Source organism: Sinorhizobium garamanticum, assembly GCF_029892065.1.
GTDB classification, from domain to species: domain Bacteria; phylum Pseudomonadota; class Alphaproteobacteria; order Rhizobiales; family Rhizobiaceae; genus Sinorhizobium; species Sinorhizobium garamanticum.
Window position 1 is genome coordinate 241,481 of the sequence record NZ_CP120373.1, and the last position, 26,094, is coordinate 267,574.

The window sequence follows — 26,094 nt, forward strand, 5'->3', positions numbered from 1 at the left end:
TGTTTTCATCCAATTGCTTCTCGACTTCTCTGCGAAACGATCGGCGCCTTAGCGCAGCCGCTCGCCGTCTGTTCCGAAATAAAGGGGCTGTCTCAGCGAGAGGTTTATCCGATCGCCCGGTTTGATGGAGAGATAGGGGTCGGCGAGAGTCACGAGCTTGTGGCCTTTCACCCGGATGTGCAGGTGGTTCTGGTCGCCGAGGTGCTCGATCCAGTCCACCTCGGCATTGCCCTCGGTGTCCGTGGCGATCTCCAGATGTTCGGTCCGCGCGCCAATCGTGCGCGCACCGGTAGGTGGCGCGGCTCCCGGCAGGAGGTCTACGGGAAGCAGGTTTATGTGCGGCTGGCCGAGGCGCGCCGCGACATGCAGATTGGCCGGGTCCGCATAGATCTCCCGCGGCGTGCCGATCTGCACGAGCCGGCCCTTGGACAAAATGCCGATGCGATCCGCCATCGTCATCGCCTCGACCTGGTCATGGGTAACGTAGAGCAGCGTCGAGCCCAGCTCCTTTTGGATCCGCTTCAGTTCCAGCCGGAGTTCGGCGCGCAGCTTGGCGTCGAGCGAAGACAGCGGCTCGTCCATCAGATAGATCGCCGGCCGCCGAACGAGCGCCCGGCCGATCGCGACACGCTGCATCTCGCCACCCGAAAGCCGCGTCGAGCGGTTTTCGAGCTTGTGCTCGATGCGGACCATGCGCGCGACCTCGCGCACGCGACGGTCAATCTCATCACTGCTCAGCCGCCGAGCCGGGGATCGCAGCGGAAAAGCGAGATTGTCGTAGACGCTCAGATGCGGATAAAGCGAATATTGCTGGAAGACGAAGGCCACGTCCCGCTCGGCGGGCGATTGCCGGCTGACATCGCGACCGGCGATCGTCACCCGCCCGCAATCCGGCCTTTCGAGCCCGGCGATCAAACGCAGGGTCGTCGTCTTGCCGGCGCCTGTCGGCCCGAGGAGGACCACGAATTCCCCGTCTCTTATGGTCAGCGACAGATCGTCGACCGCGACCGTGTCGCCGAAGGCCTTGCCTATGCCGTGAAGAACGACCTCAGCCATGGCGCGCCTCCGCATAGAGAGAGGAGGCGATCGCCCTGCCTGAGATGCAGTCGAAGACGGCGAGCTTTGCCGGATTGAATTCGAGCCCGACGGTCTCGCCAAGCCTGAAGCTGCGGTCCGCCGAAACGCGCGCCTTGACGATGCCGGCGGCGGTCTCCACGGCGATGATCTGGTTGGTGCCGTGATATTCACTGCCATAGACAGCGCCGCGGATGGGGGATTGATCGCTGAAGCGGATATGTTCCGGACGGACGCCGAGCGCCATTTCGCCCGGCGCCACGTCCTCCCCCACCTCCGGCACGGCGACTTCGACAGCGTCGAGGAATATCGATCGCGTCCCTCTTTTGAGTCCCGAATGGAAGCGCATGAAATTCATCGGCGGCGAGCCGATGAAATCGGCGACATACATCGAGGCCGGACGATTGTAGATTTCCTGCGGCGTGCCGAACTGTTCGATCACGCCGTGGTTCATAACCGCGATCTTGTCGGCCATCGCCATGGCTTCGTGCTGGTCATGAGTCACGTAGACCGTTGTCGCGCGGATGCGATTGTGCAGCTCGCGCAGCTCATGGACCATGACCTCGCGGAATTCCGCGTCGAGCGTGCCGAGTGGCTCGTCCATCAGGAAGCACTTTGGCCGCCGGACGATCGCTCGACCGAGTGCAACACGCTGGCGGTCGCCGCCGGCAAGGCCCGAGACAGACCGGTCGATGATGTGATCGATCCTCAAGAGCCTCGCGGTCTCCTCGACGCGGGCGCGGATTTCCGTCCTTGGCACGCCCTGCGACAGGAGCGGGAAACCGATGTTCCGGCGTACATTCATGTGCGGATAAAGCGCGAAGAGCTGGAAGACGAAGGCGATGTCGCGGGCGCTCGCCCGGTTAAAGGTGACGTCCTCGCCGTCGAGATAAATCTTGCCGCTCGTCGGCAGCTCAAGCCCGGCAATCATCCTGAGTGTCGTTGTCTTGCCGCAGCCCGACGGCCCGAGCAGCGCCAGAAACTCACCGTCCTCGACCGTGAAACTCGAATCCTCGACGGCGACAAAATCACCGAACTGCTTGCGGAGGTTTACGATCTTGATCTCGGACATCGCTTACTCCGGAAATTTCGAGACGACGATGAACATAACGGTTCCAGTCAGCAGCATCGCCAGCGAATAGGTGTAGAGCGCCAGCAGGAACGGCTGGAACAGCATCAGGAAGCCCGCGGCGATCAGCGCCGTCGCGATGCTTTCCATCGGGCCGCGCCTGAGGAGGAACGGTCGCTTGCGGGATGCAGGGGTCAATTCTTGCGGGTTCGTCATTTGCGGACCGCTCCGAAGGTGATGCCGCGCAGCAATTGCTTGCGCAGGATGATGGTGAAGACGAGAATCGGTATGAGGAAGATCGTCGTGCCGGCGGCAACCGCCGGCCAATCCTGGCCGCCCTCGCCGATGATCGTCGGTATGAACGGCGGCGCGGTTTGCGCCGCGCCCGAAGTCAGGAGTACCGCGAAGGCATATTCGTTCCAGGCGAAGATCAGGCAGAAGATCGCCGTTGCGGCGATGCCGGTCGTCGCCTGCGGCAGCACGACCTTCCAGAAGGCCTGCAGCCGGGTATAACCATCGATCATCGCCGCCTCCTCGTATTCGCGGGGAATCTCGTCAATGAAGCCCTTGAGCAGCCAGACGGCGAGCGAGACGTTGACGGCGGTATAGAGGAGGATCATGCCGAGCGCCGTATCGGAAAGTCCGAACTGGCGGTACATGAGGTAGATCGGGATCGCCACCGCGATCGGCGGCATCATCCGTGTCGAAAGAATGAAGAACAGTAAATCGTCGGCAAGCGGCACGCGGAAGCGCGAGAAGCCATAGGCAGCAAGCGTTCCCAGAGAGACGGCAAGGAAGGTCGAGCCGAAGGCGATTACGAGCGAATTGCCGAAGCGGGGCCAGTAGTTCGAAGGACCGGCGATGACCATGTTGCGGCCGCGGGTGATCTCGTCGCACGCTCCCGTCGGGGCGGGGAGCGACTGGATATAGTCCGGCGTCTGCCTGGTGCGCGTCGTGAACAGGTTGCAGAAACCCTCGAGCGTCGGCGTGAACACGATCTTCGGCGGATAGCTGATCGAGTCAGGCGGCGACTTGATGCTCGTCAGGAAGATCCAGGCGAGCGGGACCATCGTCACCAGCGCATAGAGGATGACGATCGTACCGGCGATGCGCTTCACGGTCGGCGTCGGCTCGACCACGGAATGGGCGGTGGTGTTGACCGAACTCATCGCTGTTTCACCTTGTTGAGCGCTTTGACGTAGATGTTCGCGAGGCCGAACACGGCGACGAAAAGGATGATCGCGAAGGCGGACGATCGTCCGGTGAGCCAGCTTTCGAAGGCCTCGCGCTTCAGCGTGATCGACGCGACCTCGGTGGTCGAACCGGGCCCTCCACCCGTCAAAAGCATCACCATGTCGAACATCTTGAAGTTCTCGATGCCGCGGAAGAGCACCGCGAGCATGATGAAGGGCAGTGCCATTGGCACGGTGATCGACCAGAATTGCCGCCAGACGGAAGCGCGGTCGACCTCGGCCGCCTCGTAGATGTAGTCGGGTATCGACCTGAGGCCGGCGAGGCAGATCAGCATGACGTAAGGCGTCCACATCCAGGTATCGACGATGATGATCGCCCAGGGTGCCAAGCTCACCGAACCGAGCATCTCGAAGGATGACGGCGGAATGCCCGTGAAGAACGAGACGATATAGTTGAAGAGGCCGATCTGCGGCTGGTAGAGGAACCGCCAGAAATTACCGACGACCGCCGGCGACAGCATCATCGGAATGAGGATGACCGTCGTCCAGAATGCGTGGCCGCGGAACTTGCGGTCGATGAGGTAGGCGAGTGCGAAGCCGATGACCGTCTGCAGGAGGATCGTCCAGAAAACGAAATGCGCCGTCGTCTGCATGGCGATCCAGATGTCCGGATCATTGAGCACCCGCTGGTAGTTACGCAAACCGACGCTCTCGACCTCGGCGTTGGGGCGGTTGGCGCGGAAATTCGTGAAGGACAGGTAGACCGCCCAGATCAGCGGAAAAATATTGATCGCAAGCAGCAAGGCGATCGTCGGCGTTATAAAGAGCCAGGCGATGGCGCGATCCGAAAGGCCGCGCACCCGGTCCGCGATCGTTGTCGGCGTAGCGCAAGCAAGCATGTCGGCGGATCGCTCCGCAATGGTGGAAGGGGCATCGGTCACGGACAACACCTGAATTCAACGAAGGATAGGGTTCGGGGACGACGGCCCGGACCTTGCCGGGCCGTGTTCCTGAGGGAAGCCTAAAGCTTGCCTTCGTCCTCGAAGATTTCCTTCCAGTCATTGACCAGCGCGTCGAGCGCCTCTTGCGCCGTGCCTTGGTCGGCGACGACATAGTCATGCAGGCGCTTCTGCATGGCCTGCATCAGGATGGCGTAGGAGGGCTCCTGCCAGAAGTCCTGCACCTGGTTCATCGCGACGAGGAAATCGGCCGCGAAGGGCTGGCTGGCCTTGAAGGACGGATCGTTCAGGACCGCATTGTGCACGGCGTAGCCGCCGAGCGCCCACCATTTCTTCTGAACATCGGGCTGGGCGAACCATTTGATATAGGCGAGCGCGCCGTCCATGTTGTCGGTGTTGGCGACCACGGACATCCCCTGCCCGCCGAGCGTCGAGGCGGCGACCTTCTGCTTGGGATTGACGAAGAAGCCGATCTTGTCGCCGCCGACCTTCTCGTCCTTGTAGAGGCCGGGGAAGAAGGCGAACCAGTTCATCGCCATCGCCACCTGGCCGGATTTGAAGGCGTCGAGCCCCTCGCCCATGTAGCTGTCGGTATAGCCGGGCGGCTGACAGCATTTGTAGAGCGCCTTGTAGGCTTCGAGCCCCGCCACGGCGTCCGCGGAATTGACGGCGCCGTCCATCTCGTATTTGCCGCCCGCCTGCTCGTATTTAAAGCCGTAAGGGTAGAGCGCCGAAGTCGCGCCCATGGTGATGCCCTCGGAGGCGCGTTCGGTGAAGATCGCCGCACCATAGACCTTCTGGCCATCGATTTCGCGACCGGTGAAGAATTCGGCGACCTGCTTCAGTTCATCCCAGGTCTGCGGCGGGCCGAGGTCGCGGCCGTATTTCCCCTTGAACTCGGCCTGCAATTCCGGTTTGGCGAACCAATCCTTGCGATAGAACCAGCCGTTGGCGTCGCCCATGGCCGGCAGCGCCCAGTAGTTCGGCGTGCCTTTCGGCCAGGTGGAATAGGCATTGACCGCGGCTTCGGCGAAGTCGCTCATCTTGATTCCTTCCTTGTCGAAGAAATCGTTGAGCTTGACGTAGTAGCCGTTTTCGGCGGAACCGCCGATCCATTGGCTGTCGCCGATCAGGAGATCGCAGAGCTTGCCGCCCGAATTGAGCTCGTTGAGAATGCGGTCGGCGAAGTTCGGCCAGGGCACGAACTCGAACTTCATCGTCGTGCCGGTCGCTGCGGTAAAATCCTTGGAGAGCTCGACCAGCGCATTCGCCGGATCCCAGGCTGCCCAGCACAGCGTCAATTCATCGGCCTTCGCCATTCCCGGTATCGCCGTCGACAGCACGAGTGCCGACGACATGCCCATCAGGGCCTTTGTCATCTTCCGCATGCATTCCTCCCAGATACAGAACCGACCGACGCCGGCCTCGGAAAATTCTCCCTTGCTCACATGCCCAAGCCATACTCCCTCATGTTGAGCAATATGTTTAGTGATATACGTTTTACTAAACACATCAAGTGCAATTCGTCGCTGCAACGCAGCATGCGTAGCGAGGAGAGGGCCAGGAGGAGCAGCGTGCCGACGCTCCCGGTCACCTTTATTGTGGCCCACGAAGACCGTGCTTGCGTCGCTGACGTTTGGTAGTGTCACTAGGCGGCCTTGCCCGCCTCTTCGGCATCGGCACGAATGATTGCGGTGGCACTCGATTCCGTCTGCCGGGGCGGTTCTCGAGACCAGTGTATTTCTAAAGGGATGAGCAGGACTTGGTTAGCCTTCCTATAAGACAGCCGCGTACGACAGTCGTGTAAGGCAACCCTGTGCGACAGGGCCCCAAATTCGATACCCAGCTAAGTGAAGAGTGCTGGAAAACCTGAAGTTCCGGTTTGAAAAGGGAAACTTGGCTGGGGCGCCTGGATTCGAACCAGGGAATGGCGGTACCAAAAACCGCTGCCTTACCGCTTGGCTACGCCCCAACTTAAGCTGGCGAGAAATCGTCTTGCCAAATCGAGCGCCTGATTAGCAAAGCTCGTGGCCCGTCACAATGCTTAACTTCACCTTCGACGCAGATTTATTTGGCCCGTAATCAACCGGTTCGACGCTAGCAGCTAACGTTGCGCGCAAAATTTCTACTGCATGTTTCCTTAGATCGCAGCCGATTTAAGGAAACATGCGGCAATTCAAAGTGCTACAGCGTCCTTTGCGCGTCTGAGAGACGCGCGGTGCTGTAGCGCCGGAAGCAGTTTTCTCCTATGGCCCTTTGGCCTATTGTCGCATCGCGCCCGCGCAGTGAGGTGAGGGCGGGCGCAGAGCCAATGACCATCATCGAGATCGAGTAGACGTGAAAGCCAGGAAGAGACGCATGCAGGGACTGGATTTCGACCTCGACTTCAAACCAGCCTACGGCGAGGCGGTGCCTGTTGCCGACGGCGTACAGCGCATTACGGTCAACAATCCCGGTCCTTTCACCTTCCATGGAACCAACACCTATATCGTCGGTAAACGCTCGGTCGCCGTGATTGATCCGGGGCCTGACGACGACGCACATTTCCGTGCCCTGATGGCTGCTCTCGATGGCCGCGAGGTGACGCACATCGCCGTCAGCCATACGCACCGCGACCATTCCCCCCTCGCCCGGCGGCTAAAGGCCGCGACCGGCGCCGCGATCGTTGCCGAAGGCCCTCACCGCGCGGCCCGCCCCCTGCATGCGGGCGAGACCAACCCCTTCGCCGAAAGCTCGGATATGGATTTCATGCCCGACATCGCGCTTTCCGAAGGTGGGCGGGTGAAGGGCGACGGCTGGAGCCTGACGGCCGTGATGACACCTGGCCACACTGCAAATCACGCCGCCTTCGCGCTCGACGGCACCGGCATCCTCTTTTCCGCCGACCATGTCATGGCCTGGGCGACGAGCATCGTCGCGCCACCAGACGGCGCCATGGCCGACTATATGGCCTCGCTTGAAAAGCTGTTGCAGCGGGACGATCGGCTCTATCTGCCCGGCCATGGCGGTCCGGTCACCGACCCCGCGTCGTTCGTCCGCGCGCTTCGGGCACACCGCAAGATGCGCGAGCGTTCTGTGCTTGAACGCATCCGCGCCGGTGACCGGAAGATCCCGGACATGGTGAAGGTGATCTACGCTTCGACCGACCCGCGGCTCCATGGGGCCGCCGCACTTTCAGTCCTAGCGCATCTCGAAGATCTCGTGGAACAGGGCCGCGTCGAAACCGGCGGTCCGCCGTCGCTCCTGGGTGACTATCGGCTGGTGCCGGGCGGCGGCGGATGATGACCACTGCATGTTTCCTTAAATCGTACCCGATTTAAGGAAACATGCAGCAATTCAAAGTGCTACAGCGTCCTTTGCGCGTCGAATAAGACGCGCGGCGCTGTAGCCGGCCGCGCGGTCAATCGCCGGCAATGCCCAGAAGTTCGGCGTCAAGCGCCCTCAGGAACTCTTCGGCAAAGGCGGCGCCCATGCCGAGATCATGGGCGCCATGACGGGAGGCGACGCGCAAATCGACGAAAGTCGTCTCCGCCTCCTCCCGGAGCCTGATCAGTACATCGAAGCGGAAGCCGACGATCAGGGTACGCCATTCGCCCTGCAGCACGACGTCGGTGGCGCGCCGTCCCGGAAGCGCATCAAGATCCGGCACGGGACGCGCGGCCGGAACCGGAATGACGTCCGGCTCGCTGTTCGTATCCGCTCCAGCGCCGCGCTGAACGGCCAGATCCCCAAGGTCTGCGCGGGCGTTGTCGACGCCGAGCTCCGCGGTGGTGGCGATACGCGTCTCCCCGACGACCTTGCGCACACCCTGGAACACGCGGTCGAGCGCACCGTCGTAGCGCCTGCCCGTCAAACCTGGATAGGCGGCGATTTGCGCCTCCCGATCCTGCGGCGTCACCGTCGGGTTGCGCGCGAGCCAGCTCTTTTCTGCCACGGGAGCCTTGATCCACGGCGGCGGCGTGACCGTGTCGGTGGTAACGTCGTAGATTTTTGGCCGCATCAGATATTGCACGGCACCGTAGCCAAGAAAGCCGAGCGGAGGGGCGGCATAGGCAAGCGCGGACAGCGACGCGATGCCGCCGACCGCCGCCACCTGCCACAGGCGGGCGAGCCCCGTTGCCGCGAGCAGCACGCCAGTCAGAGCAAGAACGCCCGACAGAGAGGCAAGCGCCAGAAAATGCGGCGTGGTCAATGGACCGAACCGGTGCGCCAGCAGCGACAGCGCGAAGATCGCAAATGCGATGCGGGCGAGCCCGCGCGCCCAGTGCGCGGCGTAGGAATAGGGACGCTCGTAGCGGACAATCATCTAACGGAATCAAATCCCCGAAGCGGAACAGACCATGGCCTTCTTAGACCATGGCGTCAGGCGTGGGAACAGCCAAAGCTCGTCCATCTCCCGACGAAACGGCGCTTGCGGTGGTGCCGCAAATTCGCCATTCTCGTTAAACAGGTATTTCGACATTAAGGATTCCCGCCAAACGTTCTGTGGCGGGAAGGAGTTCAACCGGAGGCATCTGCCGGCGTCGATAGTGGAAACAACGCGCGGCAATCAACGGAGAGGACATCATGGTCGCACCGGAAACAAGCGTGACGAAGGCTGCCCCCACCCTCCTGCCTCAACCCGGCGACGCTGCCATACCGATGGCACTGCTCGAACTCGAACTTTCTCTTGATGGATTTTCCGGAAGCAAGGATGAATTTGCCGCCTTTGTGCGCACTGTCGCTGCCGATATCGGCGGGGAGCTGCTTTTCACCCTGCCGGCGTCCGGTCTCATCGAGGATTGCCTCACGATCGCCGCCATTCGTTACAGCGATGCCGGAAAAGCGCCGACAATCCTGTTCGTCTGCCTGGGCGGAGACGGGACTGCGATCCGGGTCGAGCAGCCAGGCGAGCGAACCGCGGATCTGAAAAGCTTTGCCGAGGCCTTTGTCGGCGTGCTCGAGCGGATCTGAACAACGGCCAAACGGCGGTTGACCGGTCGCCAGCGGCGGGCGCATGATATCGCGGCTTAGTTGAATCGCGCCTTGCGGACCTAGCGTTATGCGTCACCCGTGCATGCTTGTAACCTCTCCATGTAGAGAACGAAGCGCGTCGAACCTTTTCCCTCGCCCCGCCGTGGATATGACGCCCCGCCTTTCGACCGACCTCTGTTCCCAACACCCCGGCACCGGCGGCCCTCACCGAGATCGGCGCTACGCAACGTCTGTTGTGCTCGTGTGATCCTCTGCGGAATGTCGCGTGCCACCGGTGCCGATTAGAGCGGGATGAGGAAAAGTGTCGTGCGGTTTTCCCGCTCTAACCCATTAGAATCGATCACGTTTATGATTTTGGGTCGACTCAACCCAAAATCATCGTGATCCACTGCATGTTTCCTTAAATCGTAGCCGATTTAAGGATAAAAACATGCAGCAATTCCAAGTGTTACAGCGGCCTTTGCGCGTCTGATAAGACGCGCGGCGCTGTAGGAGGCAATGATGAAACCCTTGAGACTGCTGACCCTCGCCACGGCTGGGCTGCTGCTCGCCGCGTGCCAGACACCGGAGGAACGGCGGGCTGCCGACAGCAACACCTGTGCCTCCTACGGTTTTCGCCGCGGTACCGATGCCTTCGCGACCTGCCTTCAACGCATCGAACTCGACCGCCGCGCCGAGGCGCGCAGCCTGCGCTACAGCAATGACCTGATGCTGTGGGGCTGGAGCCGCCCGATCGTCGTCGAGCGGCCGGTTGTCGTCAGGCCGAAATGATGGCCGAAAAGGCGTTCTCTTGCGCGTCTGCAAGACGCACGGCGCTGTAAGGCGCCGCGTGTCCTTGCCCCGAGTTAAGGACACCAGCAGGGGCGGCAGCGATCAGCTCGCAGCCGCCGCGATCTGGGCTTTGCCGTTGCTATTGATCGCCGCTTGCGCCGCCGCCAGCCGGGCGATCGGCACGCGGAAGGGCGAGCAGGAGACATAGTCGAGACCCGCCTCCTCGCAGAAGCGGATGGACGCGGGATCGCCGCCATGCTCGCCGCATATCCCGAGCTTCAAGCCGTTCTTGGTCCGTCGGCCGCGCTCAGCCGCAATCTGGATCAGCTCGCCGACACCCTCGAAATCGAGAGAGACGAACGGATCCTGCTCGATGATGCCCTTCTGCTGGTAGGTGGCGAGAAACAGGGCGGCGTCATCGCGCGAGATGCCGAAGGTGGTCTGCGTCAAGTCGTTGGTGCCGAAGGAGAAGAAATCAGCCGATTCGGCGATCGTGTCCGCCCGGAGCGCCGCGCGCGGCAGCTCTATCATCGTGCCGATAAGGTAGTCGATGTTGACGCCCGCCTCGCCGATGACGTCCTTTGCGACCGCCTCGATACGCTCCTTGACGTAGTCAAGCTCGGCGCGAAGCCCGACGAGCGGCACCATGATCTCCGGGACCACGGCAGCGCCGGTCTTGCGCGCGGCCTCGACCGCGGCCTCGAAAATGGCACGAGCCTGCATTTCGGCAATTTCCGGATGGGAAATCGCCAAACGGCATCCGCGATGCCCCAGCATCGGGTTGAACTCGTGCAAAGCATCAACCCGTTGGCGCAGTTCCGAAGGATCGATCGACAGGACTCCGGCGACGTCGGCGATCTCGTCGTCCGTCTTCGGCAGAAACTCGTGGAGCGGCGGATCGAGAAGGCGGATCGTGACCGGCAGGCCATGCATGATCGAGAAGAGCTCGATGAAATCCGAGCGCTGCATCGGCAGAAGTTTTGCAAGCGCCGTACGCCGGCCTGCCTCGTCTTCAGCGAGAATCATTTCGCGCATCACATTGATGCGGTCGTCCTCGAAGAACATATGCTCGGTGCGGCAGAGGCCGATGCCTTCGGCGCCGAAGGACCGGGCAGCACGCGCATCCGCCGGCGTTTCGGCGTTGGTGCGAACGGTCATCCGGCGGCTCTGATCGGCCCATTCCATGATCCGGCCGAAATCGCCCGAAAGCTCAGGCTGAAGCATCGGGATTTCGCCTTTCAGCACCTGGCCGGATGACCCGTCGATCGTAATGACGTCGCCCTTCTTCAAGGTGACGCTTGCGGCAATCAACAGCTCGTTGCGCGGGTCAACGCGGATATTGCCCGCCCCGGAAACGCAAGGCGTCCCCATGCCGCGGGCAACGACGGCCGCATGGCTCGTCATGCCTCCGCGTGTCGTCAGAATACCCTGCGCCGCATGCATGCCGTGGATATCCTCGGGGCTTGTCTCGACGCGGACCAGAATGACCTTGCGCCCCTCCTTGACGGCGTGGACGGCCTCTTCGGAGGAGAAGACGATCTCGCCGGTTGCCGCGCCCGGCGAGGCCGGCAGGCCGGAACCGATGATGTCTCGCCGCGCATGGGGGTCGATCGTTGGATGCAGGAGCTGGTCGAGCGACGCCGGATCGATCCGCGCCACCGCCTCTTGCTTGGAAATGAGCCCCTGTTCGGCCATATCGACCGCAATCCTCAGGGCCGCCTTGGCGGTGCGCTTGCCGGACCGGGTCTGCAGCATCCACAGCTTGCCGCGTTCGATCGTGAATTCCAGGTCCTGCATATCGCGGTAATGCCGTTCAAGCTTGCTGCAGATCGCCTCGAATTCGGCGAAGGCCTCGGGCATCAGCTTTTCCAGGGACGGCTTGTCGGAGCCCGACGCAATGCGTGCAGCCTCGGTGATGTTCTGCGGCGTGCGAATGCCGGCGACGACGTCCTCGCCCTGGGCATTCACCAGAAACTCGCCATAGAGTTCGCTTTCGCCGGTCGATGGATTGCGGGTGAAGGCGACGCCTGTCGCCGACGAATTTCCGAGGTTGCCGAAGACCATCGCCTGAACATTGACCGCAGTACCCCAGCCGGCCGGAATTCCGTGAAGATGCCGGTAGGTTATCGCGCGCGGGTTCATCCAGCTCGAAAAGACGGCGCCGATCGCGCCCCACAGCTGAACCTCGGGGTCCTGCGGAAAGGGCTTGCCAAGCACCTCTTCGATCGCCTCCTTGTAGCGCGAAATGACGTGCTGCCACTCGACCGCCGAAAGTTCCGTATCCTGCTCGTGGCCAAGCCGCCCTTTCTCGTCCTCCAGGATTTCCTCGAAGACCTCGTGGTCGACGCCCATGACGACGTCGCCATACATCTGGATGAAGCGCCGGTAGCTGTCCCATGCGAAGCGCGCATCGCCGGCATCGTGCCCGAGCGCATGCACGGACTGGTCGTTGAGGCCAAGGTTCAAGACCGTATCCATCATGCCGGGCATCGACGCACGCGCGCCGGAACGGACGGACAATAGAAGCGGACGGGTCGTGTCACCGAAGGTGCGGCCGGTAATCTCTTCCATCCGGGTAATGCCGTGCCGCACCTGCTCGCGCAGGCCGTCGGGCATGGCTCTATCATTTTCGAAGTAGCTGTTGCAGGCATCCGTGACGATTGTCAGTCCCGGCGGCACCGGCAGGCCGAGACTGCACATCTCCGCGAGGTTTGCTCCCTTGCCGCCAAGCTTGTTGCGATCCCCCGCGCGCCCTTCGGCCTCGCCTCCGCCGAAGGTATATACCCATTTCGTCATGCCTGCTCTCCACCCAGAAACAGCTTTGATGACGGTCTACAGTATATGTTTCGGAGTGAAAATGCACTCGACGAAGATTTTTGCTGCAGTGCACCAAAATTGAAACGCAAGCCGGCGACGGCCAACACGGCGGCGTCAATTCGGCCTATTCGAAGTCGCCTGCCGTGATCAGGGCGGGCAGGTCAGACCGCTTCCCGCAAGCGTTCGGCCGTCTGTAGGTCGACGGAAACGAGCTGCGAGACGCCCTGCTCGGCCATGGTAACGCCAAAGAGACGATTCATGCGCGCCATGGTGATCGGGTTATGGGTGATGATGATGAAGCGGGTCTCGGTCGAGGCCGCCATTTCGTCCATCAGGTTGCAATAGCGCTCGACATTGTGGTCGTCGAGCGGGGCATCAACTTCATCGAGCACGCAGATCGGTGCCGGATTGGTGAGGAAGACGGCAAAGATCAGCGCCATTGCCGTCAGCGCCTGCTCGCCGCCCGAAAGCAGCGTCATCGTCTGCGGCTTCTTGCCGGGCGGACGGGCGAGGATCTCGAGGCCGGCCTCGAGCGGATCGTCGCTCTCTATCAGTTGCAGTTCGGCCGTGCCGCCGCCGAAGAGATGTGTGAACAGCCGCTGGAACTGTCCGTTGACTACATCGAAAGCGGCAATCAGCCGCTCGCGCCCTTCGCGATTGAGGTTCTGGATGGCACTGCGGAGCTTGCGGATTGCCTCGATGACATCGTCGCGCTCCTTGAGGATCGCCGCCAGCCGCTCGGAGAGTTCCTTCTGCTCTTCCTCGGCGCGAAGATTGACGGCGCCGAGCCGTTCCCGCTCGATCTTCAGCCGTTCGAGTTCGCGCTCCACGCCGTGCATCCCGGGTAGCGCCTGATCGGCGGCAAGCCCGGTCAAGCGCATCACCTCGTGCGGCGCGCAGGCAAGGCCCTCGTGAATGCGCGCCTCGATCTCGACGCGACGCTCGCGGGCCGAGACCAGGCGCTCCTCCGCGCGACCGCGCTTTTCGCGGGCCTCGGCAAGATCCGAAAGCGCAGCAGCGGCCGCTCGATCCGCCTCACGCTGGCGGCCTTCCGCTTCGGCGAGAACATCGGCCGCTTCGCGGCGCGAAGCCTCCGCCTTGTGCAGTTCGTTCATCAACGCGCGGCGCTTGTCCTCGAACTCGTCGGGTGCATCGACCAATTCCTCGACTTCGTCCCGCGCCTCCGCCTCGCGCTCGCGCAGTGTGTCGATGTGTTGCTCGGCGCTCGCTGCCCTCGCCCGCCACGTCTCGCGCTCCGCGGTGATTGCCGAAAGCCGGCGCTGGCGCATCTCGTTCTCGCGGGCGAGACCGTCATGGGCAGCACGTGCCTCCGCGACCGCGGCGCGATCGGCGGCGACCGCCGCCGACTGGTTACGCAGATTGAGCTCGAGCTCGGAAAGATCGGGGGCTGTGGCGAGCGCGTCGTTGGCCGCCTCGATCTGTTCCGCCGCCTCCTCGACCTGTCCCTGCAGCTGAAGCTTCGTTTCGGCAAGAACGGCGCGGCGGCGGGCGAGATCGCCCGAGGCACGTTCGGCTGTGGCCAGCGCTTCCCGCGCCTCGGCGAGTTGACGGCCGATCATGCGCTGGGAATCGCGCGCAAGCCGCAGCCGTTCATCCTCGGCTCGGATGCGTGCGCTGGCCGCGGTGAGATCGGCTTCGGCCCGCCGCAACGCTTCGGTCGCATCCTCGGTTTCACTCTCGAGCTCGACAAGCCGGTTCTTCTGCGCGAGCCGCAAGGCTGCGGCGCTTGGCGCCTCTGATCCCGTTACATGGCCGTCCCAGCGCCAAACCGCGCCTTCCCTCGTCACCAGGCGCTGGCCGGTCTTCAACAGCGGCAGCAGGCGCTCCGCCTCCGCCTCGCTTTCGACGATCCCGATCTGGCCAAGCGCCCGTTTGAGCGCGTCCGGTGCGCGCACATAGCCGTCGAGCGGCACAGCACCCGCCGGCAAAGATGGATCGGCAGAATGGTCGCCAGGCATTCGCCAATGCGCGGGTGCTGCCGGATCCAAAGGGGAATCGAGGTCGTCGCCAAGTGCCGCACCGAGGGCCGTCTCGAACCCGCGCTCGACCTTCATCTCCTCGACGATCGCCGGATAGGCGCCACCGCCGACCGCCTCCAGCATCCGGCGGATCGTGCGCGCCTCCGCTTCGATGCCATTCAACGCTGCGCGTGCCTCATCGACCGGCGGGCGGGCAGCAGCCTCATCGGCACGGGCGTCGGCGAGCGCCTCCTCAATGGAGACGACAGCCGCTTCGGCTTCCTCCAGCGCAGCCTCAGCGACCTCCACCTGTCCCTGCTTTTCATGCGGATCGGGAAGTGCCGCCATCTGCCGGTCGAGGTCATCGAGATCGCGTGTCTGGTCGGAAAGCTGACGGACGAGGCGCGCCTGCCGTTCCGAGAGATCGCGAAGTGTTCTTTCGATCTGATTGCGACCCGCTTGCGCCTCGGCACGCTCGGCCGTCAGCCGCGCAAGCTCGGCTTCGCTGATCGCCAGTGCCTCGTTGGCAGCATTGAGCCGTTCACGCGCTTCGCCGGCACGGTCATCCGCCTCCGCCAGCACGTCCTGGAGTTCCGCTTCCTCCTCGTCGAGGCGTGCGAGAATGCCGGCATTGTCTGCAACCAGCCGCTCCTCGCGCGCAATATCCTCGGCGAGTTGCGCCAGGCGGCGCTGCAATTCATCGCGGCGCCTCAGGATCCGGCCGGCATCCTCTTCCAGCTGCGAGCGGGCGATCTGCAGGCGCTGCAGCGCCGCCGCGAGCTTCGCCTCGTTCTCGCGAAGCTCCGGTAGTTTGAGGCTGGCGATCGCCTGGGCTTTCGCTGCCTCCATCTGGGTCTGCGCCTTCTCGGCGACCAGTGCGGTGATCTGGTTCAGCTGGCTTGTCGCCTCGGCCTCAGCCTCTTTGGCCTGCACCCAGCGGATATGGAAGAGGATCGCTTCATGCCGGCGAATATCGGCCGACAGCATCTTGAAGCGATTGGCCTGGCGGGACTGGCGCTTCAGGCTCTCGATCTGGCTTTCGAGCTGGGACGTCACGTCGTCTAGCCGCTCAAGATTGGTCTCGGCCGCCCGCAAGCGCAATTCCGCCTCATGGCGGCGGGAATGCAAGCCGGATATGCCGGCCGCCTCTTCGAGCAGTTGACGGCGGGCCTGAGGCTTGGCGGCGATCAGTTCGCCGATCCGCCCCTGCCCAACCATCGATGGGGAGCGCGCGCCGGTCGATGCGTCGGCAAACAGCAACTGCACGTCCTTGGCGCGCGCTTCCTTGCCGTTGATGCGGTAAACCGAACCCTGCTCGCGCTCGATGCGGCGGGTCACCTGGATCTCGTCGCTGTCGTTGAAGGCGGCAGGGGCCGTGCGATCGGCGTTGTCGAGATAGAGGCCGACTTCAGCCGTGTTGCGCGCCGGCCGGTTGCCCGAGCCGGAAAAGATCACGTCGTCCATGCCGGAGGCGCGCATGTTCTTGTAGGAGTTTTCGCCCATCACCCAGCGCAGCGCTTCGACAAGGTTCGACTTGCCGCAGCCGTTTGGCCCGACGACACCAGTCAGGCCGCGCTCGATGACGAATTCGGTCGGTTCGACGAAGGATTTGAAGCCGAGCAGGCGAAGCTTGTTGAACTTCATGGGCGGGACGTCCGTTGGCGGCCATCGAGCCGTTCACCATGAAGGAAGGGCGCATAAAACGAAAAAACGGGCGCACGGCTGCCGCCGTCGCCCGTTTTCAGGAAAAGCGAAGGATCAGAGCTTGCTGTCGATGAGGGCCGACATAACGTCAACCGACATGTCCCCCGAATAGTGCTCACCATTGACGAAGAAGGTCGGCGTCGACTTGACGCCGAAATCCTTGGCGCCCCTCTGCATCACTGCATTCACATCATCCAGAAGTTTTTGGTTCGTCAAGCAGGCCTCGAAGCTCTCCTGTGTAAAACCGGCGAGTTTGGACATCTGCAGGAGCGCATCGCGGCCGTTCTGCGCTGCGGCCCACTGCTCCTGCTGCTTGAACAGCATCGAGATCATCGGGAAATACTGCCCTTCCGGCGCGCAGCGCGCCAGCATGAAGGCCGCGGCAGCGCGCGGATCGAACGGGAACTCGCGGATGATGAAGCGCACCTTGCCGCTGTCGACATATTTCGCCTTGATGGTGTCGAAGGACTTGTTGTGGAAGTTCGCGCAGTGCGGGCAGGTCATCGACATGTATTCGACGATCGTCACCGGCGCATTGGCTTCGCCCAACGCCATTTCCGGCAGCGCGCCCGGTTCGAGCAGCTTCTGCACGTCGACGGTGCCTTCCGGCTGCGGCAGTTCAACCTTGGCGGCAGCGGGTGGGGATGCCTGGGCGACCTCGGTTTCAGCAGGCTTCGCCTCGCTGGCAGCGGGTGCTGCCGGTGTGGACGCAGTGGTCGTCGCCTCCGCGGTCGCACTGGTTTCAGTCGGCGCTGTCGAAGCCGTCTCCTTCTTCTCCTCGCTGCAGGCGGCGAGCATCAGGGCGAGCGCGCCGACAGCGGCACCGCCCAGAAGGCGTTTCGAAAGGCTCTTTTCGGAAGCGGACATGAATTTGACCCGTGTTCTGTGAGGGAAAATTGAATTGCGAATTCGATAACTTGCCTTGTTGGAGGCGACAAGGGGCGGCGTCTCAACTGAATTCAAAGAAATGTGACCGCTTGAAGATCACGTTCCCTTCGGGCGCGACGAAAACACGGCAGTCCCGAGACGCCGAAGCGCCGCCTTCAGCGCCTCGCTTTCTACGCCTTCCACCATGGCTTCGAGCTTTCGCGCGGGCTCGCCGACGAGCGGACGCGAACGACGAAACGGTTTGGGCGGGGCCGCAACCGGCTTCTGCACGATGCGGATCTGACCGATCGCGTAGAAACCGAAAAAACCGTTGATGCGCTGGATCAGTTCGCCCTGGGCATGGGTCAGGAAAAGCGCCCTCGCGCCCTCGCAAGCGACGGTCAGAACGCCAGGCTGATGGCCGCCTTCGCCGCCCATTTCAGAAGAACGGCGCGGCCAGGCGATCTTTTCCGGCCGTGTACAGTCGGCAAACTCCGGGCCGGCGATCTCGTCCCAGGAGCCGAGCAGCATGGTGTTGATGCCCGCGCGCTTGGCGAGCACCGGATCGATCAGGCCGTTTGCGACCTCGCTGATCTGGACCACGCCCTTGCGGGCCTTCTCTTGGTTCACCGGCACGACTTTCTGTTTGCAACTCCGATTGCGCCTTGAAGCCCAGGCGGACGTCATCCAACTATAGGCCGGAAAAGGATCCCCCGGCAAATGATGCACGACACCCCAAAGGCGGCGACCGCCACCTTTCTTCTTCTCGACTGGTACGATCGCCACCACCGCGATCTCCCTTGGCGGGTTTCGCCGCCAATGGCGCGAAAGGGCGTTGTCGCTGATCCTTACCACGTCTGGCTATCGGAGGTCATGCTGCAGCAGACCACCGTCCAGGCGGTCAAAGCCTATTTCAACAAATTCCTGGCGCTGTGGCCGACGATCAATGATCTTGCCGCTGCGGATACCGAAGACGTGATGAAAGCCTGGGCCGGGCTCGGCTATTACGCTCGTGCGCGCAACTTGAAAAAATGCGCCGAAGCGGTGGCGTGCGAGCACGGCGGGCGCTTTCCGGACAGTGAGGAAGCGCTGAAAGCACTTCCCGGCATTGGCGGCTACACGGCGGCGGCGGTCGCGGCGATCGCTTTCAACCGCCGAAGCGCCGTTCTCGACGGCAATGTCGAGCGCGTGATCTCCCGCCTCTACTCCATCGAAACGCCGCTGCCCGCCGCCAAGCCGGAAATGCGGGCGCGAGTCCTTGCCCTGACACCCGAGGATCGCCCGGGCGACTTCGCGCAGGCGATGATGGATCTCGGCGCGACGATCTGCACCCCTAAACGGCCGGCCTGTTCGCTCTGTCCCTTCCGGGCAAGCTGTCTGGCGCTTGCAACAGCCGACCCCGAAACCTTTCCACGCAAGGCGGAAAAGAAGCAAAAACCACTGCGCCTCGGCGCGGCCTTCGTGGCGATCGACCGCTCGAACGCCGTCTATCTACAGAAGCGCGCCGACACCGGCCTTCTCGGCGGCATGACGGAGGTTCCCGGAACGGGATGGACTGCTCGCCGCGACGGCGAAACCGCCGTCGCTGCCCAGCCGTTCGCCGCGCCTTGGGAGCCCTGCGGAACGATCACGCATGTTTTTACGCATTTCGAGTTGCGCCTCTCGGTCTACCGCGCCAATGTTCAGCGCCTCGAGACGGGAGCGAACGGATGGTGGGAGCCGATCGCATCGCTGGGGGCGCAGGCACTGCCGACCGTCATGAAAAAGGCAATCGCCCAGGCTATACCAAACGCCTTCAAGGCCGAGCGAAGCTAGAACAAGCCAAGGCGTGAAGCGTTTTCATCAGTTTCCCTGCACAGGACCTTTGGAACACTCAAGGATTGCCGATGAGCAGCGCAAACATCCGCCACATCGTCTTCGACATCGGCAAGGTGCTGATCCATTACGACCCGCGTCTTCCCTACTGCCGCATCATCCCGGATGAAGCCGAGCGCAACTGGTTCTTCGCCAATGTCTGCACCCACGACTGGAACGTCGAACAGGATCGAGGACGCTCGTGGGAAGAGGCGGAGGAAATTTTGATTCGGGTACACCCGGATCGCGAGGACCAGATTCGGGCGTTTCGCGAATGCTGGCACGAGATGGTGCCGCATGCCTATGTCGAGACCGTCTCCCTGATGGAGGGACTGATCGCCGAAGGGCGCGATGTCACCATGCTCACCAATTTTGCGTCGGATACATTCCGCGAGGCGCAGAAGCTATATCCCTTCCTGACCCTGCCGCGGGGCGTGACGGTCTCCGGCGATGTCGGCCTGATCAAGCCGGAAGTCGCGATCTATCGGGCCCATGCGAAGGCCTTCGACCTGGAGCCCGCCGCCACGCTCCTCATCGACGACAGCATGGCCAATGTGGAGGGCGCGCGCACTGCGGGTTGGCATGCGGTTCACTTCACCGACGCCGAGAAGCTGAAGGTCGATCTCGCCTGCTACGGCATTCAGCACTAAGACCCTTTGCGGTTTTGCGATGCCCGTACTGGCTGTAAAATCATCAAAGCGCCACAATCGGTTCAGCCGTCATTCAGCTAGCGCCCTTCATGATCAGGACCAGAATTCGACGCCAACCCCGAAAGGTTCTGTTCCATGGCCACGCGTATCTACGGCACGAACTACAACGACAAGATCGTGCAGAACGGCTATATCTCTGTAGAGATCTATGCACTTGACGGAAACGACCAGATTTATCTGAACAGGACCGACAGCTACGGCGGATATAACTTCGTCGATGCGGGCTACGGCAACGATGTTGTCGTTAATTACTTCGAGGGCGGCAACGACATCTTTATGGGCGCCGGCGACGATCTCTATATCGCCGACGCACGTGTCCGTGACGCAAGCTCCTATGACGTGGTTTCCGGCGGCAGCGGCAACGACCGCTTCGAGATCGAAACCTATGCCAGCGACTATTATGGCGACAGCGGCAACGACACGTTCCTGTCCGTCGGTTTCAAGAACTACTTTAACGGTGGCACCGGCATCGACACCATCAGCTATCAGTTGCAGGACAGCTTCGGTTCGGAGCGCGGCCGTGGCGTGACGATCGACCTCGGCTACAAATATGCGACCACGGGCACCGGCCGCCGGGAAGACCTGATCAGCATCGAAAATGCGACGGGAACCAACTACGGCAATGACGACATTACCGGCAGTTCGGTCGCCAATGTGCTGCGCGGGCTGGGCGGCCACGACATCCTCGAGGGCCTCGGCGGCGACGATTTCCTCGATGGCGGCAGCGGCGACGATGATCTCTACGGTGGTTCGGGCGCCGATATCCTGCGCGGCGGTACCGGCTTCGACTACCTCGACGGCGGCACCGGCACCGACAGCTTCGATTTCAACTCGATCACCGAATCGGCCGTCGGCAGCCGGCGCGACGTGATCGCCGATTTCCACCGGTCGGAGTGGGACGTCATCGACCTTTCGACGATCGACGCCGACACCACCTGGAGCGGAAACCAGAGCTTTACCTTCGTCGGCAGCCGCGGCTTTTCCGGCGAGGCGGGCGAGCTGAATTTCCGCTACGGGGTCGTGTCCGGAGACGTCAATGGCGACGGCTACGCCGATTTCCAGATCAAGGTCAACGGCGTTTCCAGCCTGCGGGTAGACGACTTCTTTCTCTGATGCGCGTTGCCTCTTGGCGAGAAGCCCTGCTGCGATCACAGCGGGGCTTTACCGTTTGGAAAGCGGAACGAGGCAAATGGCGATGGCCCTCATCCGGCCTGCGGGCCACCTTCTCCCGTGAACGGGGGCGAAGGGGGCTCCGGCGGCGAGGTCTCAGTCCCCTCTCCCCGCCTGCGGGGTTAGGGTGTCCATCACGCCTCAATACAAACGCCCGGAATCCTCATCGGATTCCGGGCGTTTAAAGCGCTCCCTCCGGGACTGAAGGTACAAAAACCGGACGGAGCGCTTTTCGAAGACCCGAACGGAACTGGTTGATCAGTTCAGTTTTGCCAGGCCATTTCGAATGACGGATCGGAGTTCGTCGATGGGCCTCAGACTGTTGCCCTCTTCGAAGTGCCAGAATGTCCATCCGTTGCAGGCATCAAGGCCCTGAACTTTTGCACCAAGGCGGTGGATGGAACCGGCCTCGCCACCAGAGGCGAGCGTCCCGTCCGCGCGCACGATCGCGCTGTAGCGTCGCTTTGCATCGGTCAGAACCGTGCCGGGCTTGATCAGTCCGCTTTCGATCAGCGTATTGAAGGCAACGCGCGGCTCCGCCTTCTTGCCGGTCATGACTGAAAGCGTCGCCTTACCGAGAGGCTCGACGGCGGCAATGCGTTCGGCCGCGGCATCGATATAGTCCTGCTCGCGCTCGATGCCGACGAAATGGCGGCCGAGGCGCTTGGCAACGGCGCCCGTGGTGCCGGAACCGAAGAAGGGGTCGAGCACGACGTCGCCGGGCTTGGTCGAGGCCATCAGAATACGGGCAAGCAAGGCCTCCGGCTTCTGCGTCGGATGCACCTTCTTGCCGTCATCCCCCTTCAGGCGCTCATTACCCGAGCAGATCGGAAACAACCAGTCGGAGCGCATCTGAACGTCGTCGTTTGCCGCCTTCATGGCTTCGTAGTTGAAGGTATAGCCCTTGGCCTTTGCGTTCGGCGTCGCCCAGATCAGCGTTTCATGCGCATTCTGGAAACGGCGGCCCTTGAAGTTCGGCATCGGATTGGTCTTGCGCCAGATGATGTCGTTCAAGATCCAGAAATGCAGGTCCTGCAGGATCGCGCCGACCCGAAAGATATTGTGGTAGGAACCGATCACCCAGAGCGTGCCGGTCGGTTTCAGGACGCGGCGGCAGGCAAGCAGCCACGCCCGGGTAAAGGCGTCGTAAGCCTCGAAGGAGGCGAACTGGTCCCAGTCGTCGTCGACGGCATCGACCAGCGATTGGTCGGGCCGGTGCAGCATGCCGCCGAGCTGGAGATTGTAGGGCGGATCGGCGAAAACGACATCGACGGAATTATCGGGAAGCGCGTTCAGCGCTGCCACGCAATCTCCCTTGATGATGCTGTCGAGCCAGCTCAACGGACGGGCGGCACGGGAGATTTCGGCAAGCGAAACAACTGAAGACATGGACAACTCGCAAATACGCTTACTCGGACTGACTATACGCTTATGGTTACCGAAGATGGTTACCAAAGGCTGAAACCGTTCCGGAAAAAATTCGCGTCCATGCTTGTACCGACCGACCGTCGTTCAGTGGCCGGCCCCGCAGAGCGCTCTTCTCAAGTCGTCTCGGCTCGATCGTGCCACTGGCGGCTGTCCGGCGGCGCCTGATCGCGATCGTTGAGGCCGTAGTCCCGGACGACTGCAGCAATCCTCAGCCGGTAGTCGGCAAAGACTCCACGCCGGCCTGCCTCCTGTGCGGCCCGATGCTCGGCACCGTTGCGCCAGGCCTTTACCGCCGCTTCGTCTCGCCAAAAGGAAAGCGACAGCAACTTGTTCGGATCGACAAGGCTCTGAAACCGCTCGATCGATATGAAGCCGTCAATACCGTCCAGCAGCGGTCGCAGATCGGCGGCAAGCCCAAGATAGATGTCGCGCTTGCCCTCGGCGGGCAGGACTTCGAAAATCACAGCGATCATCGCATCACTCCTTTCCGAGTGGCAGAGAGACATTCTTCAGAAAGATGCGATCCTCCTTCAGGATGAAACGCTCCCGCCGGGCGAATTCGTAATTCTCGCGCCCGAGCGGATCGACGGCAAGCCGCGCTCGATAGGCTTCGTAGGCAGCGAGGCTTTCGATGTTGTAGACGCCAAAGGCGGTCGTCGCCGAGCCTTCGTGCGGGCCGAAATAACCGATGAGATCGGCACCGCAGCGGGGGATGGCTTCGCCCCAATTGCGGGCATAGGTTGCGAAATCGTCCTTGCGGAACGGGTCGATCTCGTAACGGATGAAGCAGGTGATCATGGTCGTCTCCTTCTTGGTTGAAGGCAACTATGCCGACTTGTCCGGTGCGAATGCTTCGATTATGATCGAAGTATGAAGGAAGGTCCGGACATCGCCCTGATCGGCTCGCTCATCGGCGATCCTGCGCGCGCCAACATGCTGACCGCGTTGATGGGCGGCCAGGCTTTGACGGCCACGGAGCTTGCGACGCATGCCGGAATCACGCTGCAGACTGCAAGCTCGCATCTTGCCAAGCTGGAGGCCGGCGGATTGCTCACGCAGCGCAAGCAGGGCCGCCACCGCTATTATGCCTTGAGTGAGGACGAGGTCGGGCTGATGCTCGAAAGTATCATGGGCTTTGCGGCGAGCCGCGGGTTGACGCGTCATCGTCCGGGACCGAAGGACCCGGCGCTCAGGAAGGCGCGTGTCTGCTACAATCACCTCGCCGGCGACTACGGGGTGCGCATGCTCGACAGCCTGGTCGCCGCGCGCCAGATCGAAGTGACCGGCGACGACCTTGCGCTGACCGATGCCGGTCGGGCCCGCGTCGAGGCCCTGGGCATCGATTATGCTGCACTCAAAAAATCCCGTCGACCGATCTGCCGGACCTGCCTCGACTGGAGCGAGCGTCGCTCGCATCTTGCCGGCTCGCTCGGTGAGGCACTCCTGACCCTCTTCATCGACAAGGGGTGGGCGAGGCGCGAGCAGAACAGCCGCGCGATTCACTTTACCGATTCCGGCGAAAAAGCCTTCTCAGAACTCTTCCCGCAATAGGAGCTCTTAAATCGGCTACGATTTAAGGAAGCATGTAGAGGGCGCTCCTCGAACGACCGCGCCGGCAAAGCCAGCGCGCGCAATGCGCGTGCAGAGGGCGGACCATTCGCATTCATCACAGGCGGCACGAACAGAACCAAGCGCAAAGGCGCCGCGCAGGTTCTGAAGGCGCCGGTCGTCGAGAATGAGAACGGAGCCAGGGCCAAGCGGAAACCCAAGCAGGTCGGCTACCGCAGCCAAGGCCCGGCTGTCGCGACAGCCGATATTCTCATTGCGGCAATGAGCCTCAGCCAGACCCAACATCGGCGCACAGATATCGTCCGGCCCTTCGACGATCTCGATCGGCTCGCCGGCGGAAAGCCGACCGGCAACGTCATGGTAGTTGCGGGTGAACGAGGGCGTATAGCCCTCGCCCACGAAAGTCAGTAGGCACAAAAGATGATGCCCGCGCAGGCGAACCGTCACGGCAGGTCGACCGGCTGACGGCCGGAGCTCTGGATAGCCTTAAGAACCGCGGCGGCGAGCGCTGATTTCAGGACGGCACCGATGAGGAACGGGACGGCGCCCAACATGACCGCCTTCTCGAGGCCGATCAGCGTCGCAAGCCACGCCGCACCGAGAACAAGGCAGAGGATGTTGGCGGAAAAGTGCGCGAGGAAGCTTAGCACCACCCGATCGCCCGTCCAGCCTTGTGCCGCCAGCCAACCGGCAAGGCCGCCGATCAACGGAAACGAGACGAGGTAGCCGGCGGTCGGACCGGCGAAATGGCCAATGCCGCCCGCGCCGTTTGCAAGCACCGGCAATCCGACGATGGCTTCCGCCAACCATGCGAGGATCGTGACCACGCCGAGACGCCAGCCGTAAATGACGCCAATCATGGTGACTGCGAAGGTCTGCATGGTGATCGGCACCGGCACCATCGGCACGCTGATCTGCGAGGAAAGTGCAAGGAAGCCCGTGCCGGCCAGCACGAACAGGGCCTTGAGCGGCCACGCCTTGTCGCCGAGACGCAGCGGATCGAAGACAGGCGAATGCGCAGAAACGAGATCGGACATGGGCTCTCCCAAACTTGGATGGATGAATTATAGATAATTTTTGGAACTATCTATAATTTTTCCGATACCTGCAAACTGGAGCGTAATCAAGAGGCAGAGGCTACGAATTCGCCCCGCTCGGTGACCGAGAACTAACCGGAGCAACGCCCTCAGCGAGCCTCGCGTGAGAATTATAGATAATCCGAAAAAACAGCCCGATCGGGCCTGCGCTAACCGACGATAGAAAAAGCTTCGCGAACTTCGCCTGCGGCCGTCCTTACCGGAGTCTTGCCGATCCATCCGACATGGCGCTCGAGAATGGCGGCCGCCTCCTCGCCCTTTCCTTGACGGAGAGCCGCCAGGATGGCGCGGTGATCGTGATCCGTGCGTGCCTCCCAGCTCGAACGCCAGGCTGAGAAGAGAAATCGGGCACTTGCGGCATGTAGATCGTCAATCGCGGCGAGCAGGCGCGGCATACCGCAGGGCTCGAGAATGATCCGGTGAAAGGCACGGTTCGCTGCCTCCCAGGAGCGCACATCCCGGGAACTATCGGCCGCAGCCGTTGCCTCCTCAGCCCTGTCGAGGATCGCTGGCGTCAGGTGAGGCACGGCGTGACGCAGCGCCAAGACCTCCAGGGCCGCCCGCATCTCCGCGACTTCGCGCACCTCCTTGAGGTCGAAAGCGGCGACGCGCACGCCGCGGCGTGGCTCGCTCACGGCGAGCCCCTGCGCCTCCAGCCGGCGAAAGGCCTCGCGCACGGGAACGTGACTGGCGCCGAACTCCTCGGCGACGTGATCCTGCCGCAGCCGCTCGCCCGGCGGCAGCACTCCGGAGATGATCCTTTCGGCAAGCACGCGGCTGATGCGGCTCGCAAGTGTGTCGTCGCGTTCCTTGTTCATGCGCTACAGATAGAGGTGCATCCCGACGCTGTCGAGAAAGC

25 protein-coding genes and 1 tRNA gene are annotated in these 26,094 nt (G+C 62.4%); 7 read left to right on the plus strand and 19 right to left on the minus strand.

The features are described 5' to 3' along the window. Nucleotides 1-48: 48 nt before the first annotated feature. The 7 genes from PZN02_RS01215 to PZN02_RS01245 form a co-directional block, all read right to left on the minus strand. Nucleotides 49-1,056, minus strand: coding sequence for an ABC transporter ATP-binding protein (locus PZN02_RS01215; RefSeq protein ID WP_280659834.1), 1,008 nt, complete (start codon nucleotides 1,054-1,056; stop codon nucleotides 49-51). After that, on the minus strand, nucleotides 1,049-2,146 hold the full coding sequence (locus PZN02_RS01220; RefSeq protein ID WP_280659835.1) for an ABC transporter ATP-binding protein: 1,098 nt from the start codon (nucleotides 2,144-2,146) through the stop codon (nucleotides 1,049-1,051). Before PZN02_RS01220 ends, PZN02_RS01215 begins: the two co-directional genes overlap by 8 nt. A gap of 3 nt (nucleotides 2,147-2,149) precedes the next feature. Further along, a complete protein-coding gene (locus tag PZN02_RS01225) occupies nucleotides 2,150-2,359 on the minus strand; it encodes a hypothetical protein (RefSeq protein ID WP_280659836.1) in 210 nt (69 codons plus the stop codon). Beyond that, nucleotides 2,356-3,312, minus strand: a complete 957-nt coding sequence (locus PZN02_RS01230; protein WP_280659837.1) for a carbohydrate ABC transporter permease — start codon at nucleotides 3,310-3,312, stop codon at nucleotides 2,356-2,358. Before PZN02_RS01230 ends, PZN02_RS01225 begins: the two co-directional genes overlap by 4 nt. After that, on the minus strand, nucleotides 3,309-4,235 hold the full coding sequence (locus tag PZN02_RS01235) for a carbohydrate ABC transporter permease (protein WP_425336301.1): 927 nt from the start codon (nucleotides 4,233-4,235) through the stop codon (nucleotides 3,309-3,311). The genes PZN02_RS01230 and PZN02_RS01235 overlap by 4 nt, the downstream gene beginning before the upstream one ends. Before the next feature lie 122 nt (nucleotides 4,236-4,357). Beyond that, nucleotides 4,358-5,683 (minus strand): ABC transporter substrate-binding protein, encoded by a 1,326-nt coding sequence (locus PZN02_RS01240; protein WP_280659839.1) that lies wholly within the window; start codon nucleotides 5,681-5,683, stop codon nucleotides 4,358-4,360. A 509-nt stretch (nucleotides 5,684-6,192) separates the two neighbouring features. Beyond that, nucleotides 6,193-6,267: transfer RNA gene (locus PZN02_RS01245), tRNA-Gln, on the minus strand. Between the two features lie 386 nt (nucleotides 6,268-6,653). On the opposite strand from PZN02_RS01245, the gene PZN02_RS01250 reads away from it, so the two are divergent. Beyond that, nucleotides 6,654-7,577, plus strand: a complete 924-nt coding sequence (locus PZN02_RS01250) for an MBL fold metallo-hydrolase (protein WP_280659840.1) — start codon at nucleotides 6,654-6,656, stop codon at nucleotides 7,575-7,577. Nucleotides 7,578-7,695: 118 nt separating this feature from the next. Here PZN02_RS01250 and PZN02_RS01255 read toward each other — a convergent pair whose 3' ends face one another. Both PZN02_RS01255 and PZN02_RS01260 read right to left on the minus strand, forming a co-directional pair. Then, nucleotides 7,696-8,601 (minus strand): DUF1499 domain-containing protein, encoded by a 906-nt coding sequence (locus PZN02_RS01255; RefSeq protein WP_280659841.1) that lies wholly within the window; start codon nucleotides 8,599-8,601, stop codon nucleotides 7,696-7,698. 9 nt (nucleotides 8,602-8,610) lie between these two features. Continuing rightward, complete coding sequence (locus PZN02_RS01260; RefSeq protein ID WP_280659842.1) at nucleotides 8,611-8,757, minus strand: hypothetical protein; 147 nt, start codon at nucleotides 8,755-8,757, stop codon at nucleotides 8,611-8,613. A gap of 104 nt (nucleotides 8,758-8,861) precedes the next feature. Here PZN02_RS01260 and PZN02_RS01265 point away from each other — a divergent pair, with 104 nt between their 5' ends. Together PZN02_RS01265 and PZN02_RS01270 are read left to right on the plus strand one after the other, a co-directional pair. Beyond that, entirely contained in the window at nucleotides 8,862-9,248 is a 387-nt protein-coding gene (locus tag PZN02_RS01265; RefSeq protein WP_280659843.1) for a hypothetical protein, read from the plus strand. A 519-nt stretch (nucleotides 9,249-9,767) separates the two neighbouring features. Beyond that, on the plus strand, nucleotides 9,768-10,040 hold the full coding sequence (locus PZN02_RS01270) for a hypothetical protein (RefSeq protein ID WP_425336260.1): 273 nt from the start codon (nucleotides 9,768-9,770) through the stop codon (nucleotides 10,038-10,040). Nucleotides 10,041-10,142: 102 nt separating this feature from the next. Here the strand turns inward: PZN02_RS01270 and ppdK are convergent, their stop codons facing one another. From ppdK to PZN02_RS01290, 4 genes are all read right to left on the minus strand, one after another. Further along, complete coding sequence (ppdK, locus tag PZN02_RS01275) at nucleotides 10,143-12,836, minus strand: pyruvate, phosphate dikinase (protein WP_280659844.1); 2,694 nt, start codon at nucleotides 12,834-12,836, stop codon at nucleotides 10,143-10,145. A gap of 182 nt (nucleotides 12,837-13,018) precedes the next feature. Next, entirely contained in the window at nucleotides 13,019-16,480 is a 3,462-nt protein-coding gene (locus tag PZN02_RS01280; protein ID WP_280659845.1) for a chromosome segregation SMC family protein, read from the minus strand. 114 nt (nucleotides 16,481-16,594) lie between these two features. Continuing rightward, nucleotides 16,595-17,407: a DsbA family protein gene (locus PZN02_RS01285; protein ID WP_280659846.1), complete on the minus strand. Its 813-nt coding sequence runs from the start codon at nucleotides 17,405-17,407 to the stop codon at nucleotides 16,595-16,597. 117 nt (nucleotides 17,408-17,524) lie between these two features. Further along, nucleotides 17,525-18,037 carry a DUF721 domain-containing protein gene (locus PZN02_RS01290; protein WP_280659847.1) on the minus strand — a complete coding sequence of 171 codons (513 nt, stop codon included), beginning with the start codon at nucleotides 18,035-18,037 and terminating at the stop codon, nucleotides 17,525-17,527. Between the two features lie 90 nt (nucleotides 18,038-18,127). Here PZN02_RS01290 and mutY point away from each other — a divergent pair, with 90 nt between their 5' ends. From mutY to PZN02_RS01305, 3 genes are all read left to right on the plus strand, one after another. After that, complete coding sequence (gene mutY, locus PZN02_RS01295; RefSeq protein ID WP_280659848.1) at nucleotides 18,128-19,222, plus strand: A/G-specific adenine glycosylase; 1,095 nt, start codon at nucleotides 18,128-18,130, stop codon at nucleotides 19,220-19,222. Nucleotides 19,223-19,293: 71 nt separating this feature from the next. Further along, nucleotides 19,294-19,911: an HAD family hydrolase gene (locus PZN02_RS01300; protein ID WP_280659849.1), complete on the plus strand. Its 618-nt coding sequence runs from the start codon at nucleotides 19,294-19,296 to the stop codon at nucleotides 19,909-19,911. 135 nt (nucleotides 19,912-20,046) lie between these two features. Next, nucleotides 20,047-21,084, plus strand: a complete 1,038-nt coding sequence (locus PZN02_RS01305; RefSeq protein ID WP_280659850.1) for a calcium-binding protein — start codon at nucleotides 20,047-20,049, stop codon at nucleotides 21,082-21,084. Nucleotides 21,085-21,399: 315 nt separating this feature from the next. Here the strand turns inward: PZN02_RS01305 and PZN02_RS01310 are convergent, their stop codons facing one another. From PZN02_RS01310 to PZN02_RS01320, 3 genes are all read right to left on the minus strand, one after another. Further along, a complete protein-coding gene (locus PZN02_RS01310; protein WP_280659851.1) occupies nucleotides 21,400-22,530 on the minus strand; it encodes a site-specific DNA-methyltransferase in 1,131 nt (376 codons plus the stop codon). Between the two features lie 152 nt (nucleotides 22,531-22,682). Then, nucleotides 22,683-23,042: an antibiotic biosynthesis monooxygenase family protein gene (locus PZN02_RS01315; protein ID WP_280659852.1), complete on the minus strand. Its 360-nt coding sequence runs from the start codon at nucleotides 23,040-23,042 to the stop codon at nucleotides 22,683-22,685. Between the two features lie 4 nt (nucleotides 23,043-23,046). Next, the gene (locus PZN02_RS01320; protein ID WP_280659853.1) at nucleotides 23,047-23,367 is read right to left on the minus strand and encodes an NIPSNAP family protein; all 321 of its coding nucleotides are present in this window, start codon (nucleotides 23,365-23,367) and stop codon (nucleotides 23,047-23,049) included. A 72-nt stretch (nucleotides 23,368-23,439) separates the two neighbouring features. On the opposite strand from PZN02_RS01320, the gene PZN02_RS01325 reads away from it, so the two are divergent. After that, a complete protein-coding gene (locus PZN02_RS01325; RefSeq protein ID WP_280659854.1) occupies nucleotides 23,440-24,120 on the plus strand; it encodes a winged helix-turn-helix domain-containing protein in 681 nt (226 codons plus the stop codon). A gap of 15 nt (nucleotides 24,121-24,135) precedes the next feature. Here the strand turns inward: PZN02_RS01325 and PZN02_RS01330 are convergent, their stop codons facing one another. The 3 genes from PZN02_RS01330 to PZN02_RS01340 form a co-directional block, all read right to left on the minus strand. After that, complete coding sequence (locus PZN02_RS01330; RefSeq protein ID WP_280659855.1) at nucleotides 24,136-24,585, minus strand: DUF1284 domain-containing protein; 450 nt, start codon at nucleotides 24,583-24,585, stop codon at nucleotides 24,136-24,138. Then, nucleotides 24,582-25,175 (minus strand): biotin transporter BioY, encoded by a 594-nt coding sequence (locus PZN02_RS01335; RefSeq protein WP_280659856.1) that lies wholly within the window; start codon nucleotides 25,173-25,175, stop codon nucleotides 24,582-24,584. Before PZN02_RS01335 ends, PZN02_RS01330 begins: the two co-directional genes overlap by 4 nt. Before the next feature lie 209 nt (nucleotides 25,176-25,384). Next, a complete protein-coding gene (locus tag PZN02_RS01340; protein WP_280659857.1) occupies nucleotides 25,385-26,053 on the minus strand; it encodes a GntR family transcriptional regulator in 669 nt (222 codons plus the stop codon). Nucleotides 26,054-26,094: the final 41 nt, after the last annotated feature.

Coding starts and splice junctions, on each gene's coding strand:
- PZN02_RS01215 (WP_280659834.1), bottom strand. CDS start 1,056: ATGGCTGAGGTCGTTCTTCACGGCATAGGCAAGGCCTTCGGCGACACG.
- PZN02_RS01220 (WP_280659835.1), bottom strand. CDS start 2,146: ATGTCCGAGATCAAGATCGTAAACCTCCGCAAGCAGTTCGGTGATTTT.
- PZN02_RS01225 (WP_280659836.1), bottom strand. CDS start 2,359: ATGACGAACCCGCAAGAATTGACCCCTGCATCCCGCAAGCGACCGTTC.
- PZN02_RS01230 (WP_280659837.1), bottom strand. CDS start 3,312: ATGAGTTCGGTCAACACCACCGCCCATTCCGTGGTCGAGCCGACGCCG.
- PZN02_RS01235 (WP_425336301.1), bottom strand. CDS start 4,235: ATGCTTGCTTGCGCTACGCCGACAACGATCGCGGACCGGGTGCGCGGC.
- PZN02_RS01240 (WP_280659839.1), bottom strand. CDS start 5,683: ATGCGGAAGATGACAAAGGCCCTGATGGGCATGTCGTCGGCACTCGTG.
- PZN02_RS01250 (WP_280659840.1), top strand. CDS start 6,654: ATGCAGGGACTGGATTTCGACCTCGACTTCAAACCAGCCTACGGCGAG.
- PZN02_RS01255 (WP_280659841.1), bottom strand. CDS start 8,601: ATGATTGTCCGCTACGAGCGTCCCTATTCCTACGCCGCGCACTGGGCG.
- PZN02_RS01260 (WP_280659842.1), bottom strand. CDS start 8,757: ATGTCGAAATACCTGTTTAACGAGAATGGCGAATTTGCGGCACCACCG.
- PZN02_RS01265 (WP_280659843.1), top strand. CDS start 8,862: ATGGTCGCACCGGAAACAAGCGTGACGAAGGCTGCCCCCACCCTCCTG.
- PZN02_RS01270 (WP_425336260.1), top strand. CDS start 9,768: ATGATGAAACCCTTGAGACTGCTGACCCTCGCCACGGCTGGGCTGCTG.
- ppdK (WP_280659844.1), bottom strand. CDS start 12,836: ATGACGAAATGGGTATATACCTTCGGCGGAGGCGAGGCCGAAGGGCGC.
- PZN02_RS01280 (WP_280659845.1), bottom strand. CDS start 16,480: ATGAAGTTCAACAAGCTTCGCCTGCTCGGCTTCAAATCCTTCGTCGAA.
- PZN02_RS01285 (WP_280659846.1), bottom strand. CDS start 17,407: ATGTCCGCTTCCGAAAAGAGCCTTTCGAAACGCCTTCTGGGCGGTGCC.
- mutY (WP_280659848.1), top strand. CDS start 18,128: ATGATGCACGACACCCCAAAGGCGGCGACCGCCACCTTTCTTCTTCTC.
- PZN02_RS01300 (WP_280659849.1), top strand. CDS start 19,294: ATGAGCAGCGCAAACATCCGCCACATCGTCTTCGACATCGGCAAGGTG.
- PZN02_RS01305 (WP_280659850.1), top strand. CDS start 20,047: ATGGCCACGCGTATCTACGGCACGAACTACAACGACAAGATCGTGCAG.
- PZN02_RS01310 (WP_280659851.1), bottom strand. CDS start 22,530: ATGTCTTCAGTTGTTTCGCTTGCCGAAATCTCCCGTGCCGCCCGTCCG.
- PZN02_RS01315 (WP_280659852.1), bottom strand. CDS start 23,042: ATGATCGCTGTGATTTTCGAAGTCCTGCCCGCCGAGGGCAAGCGCGAC.
- PZN02_RS01320 (WP_280659853.1), bottom strand. CDS start 23,367: ATGATCACCTGCTTCATCCGTTACGAGATCGACCCGTTCCGCAAGGAC.
- PZN02_RS01325 (WP_280659854.1), top strand. CDS start 23,440: ATGAAGGAAGGTCCGGACATCGCCCTGATCGGCTCGCTCATCGGCGAT.
- PZN02_RS01335 (WP_280659856.1), bottom strand. CDS start 25,175: ATGTCCGATCTCGTTTCTGCGCATTCGCCTGTCTTCGATCCGCTGCGT.
- PZN02_RS01340 (WP_280659857.1), bottom strand. CDS start 26,053: ATGAACAAGGAACGCGACGACACACTTGCGAGCCGCATCAGCCGCGTG.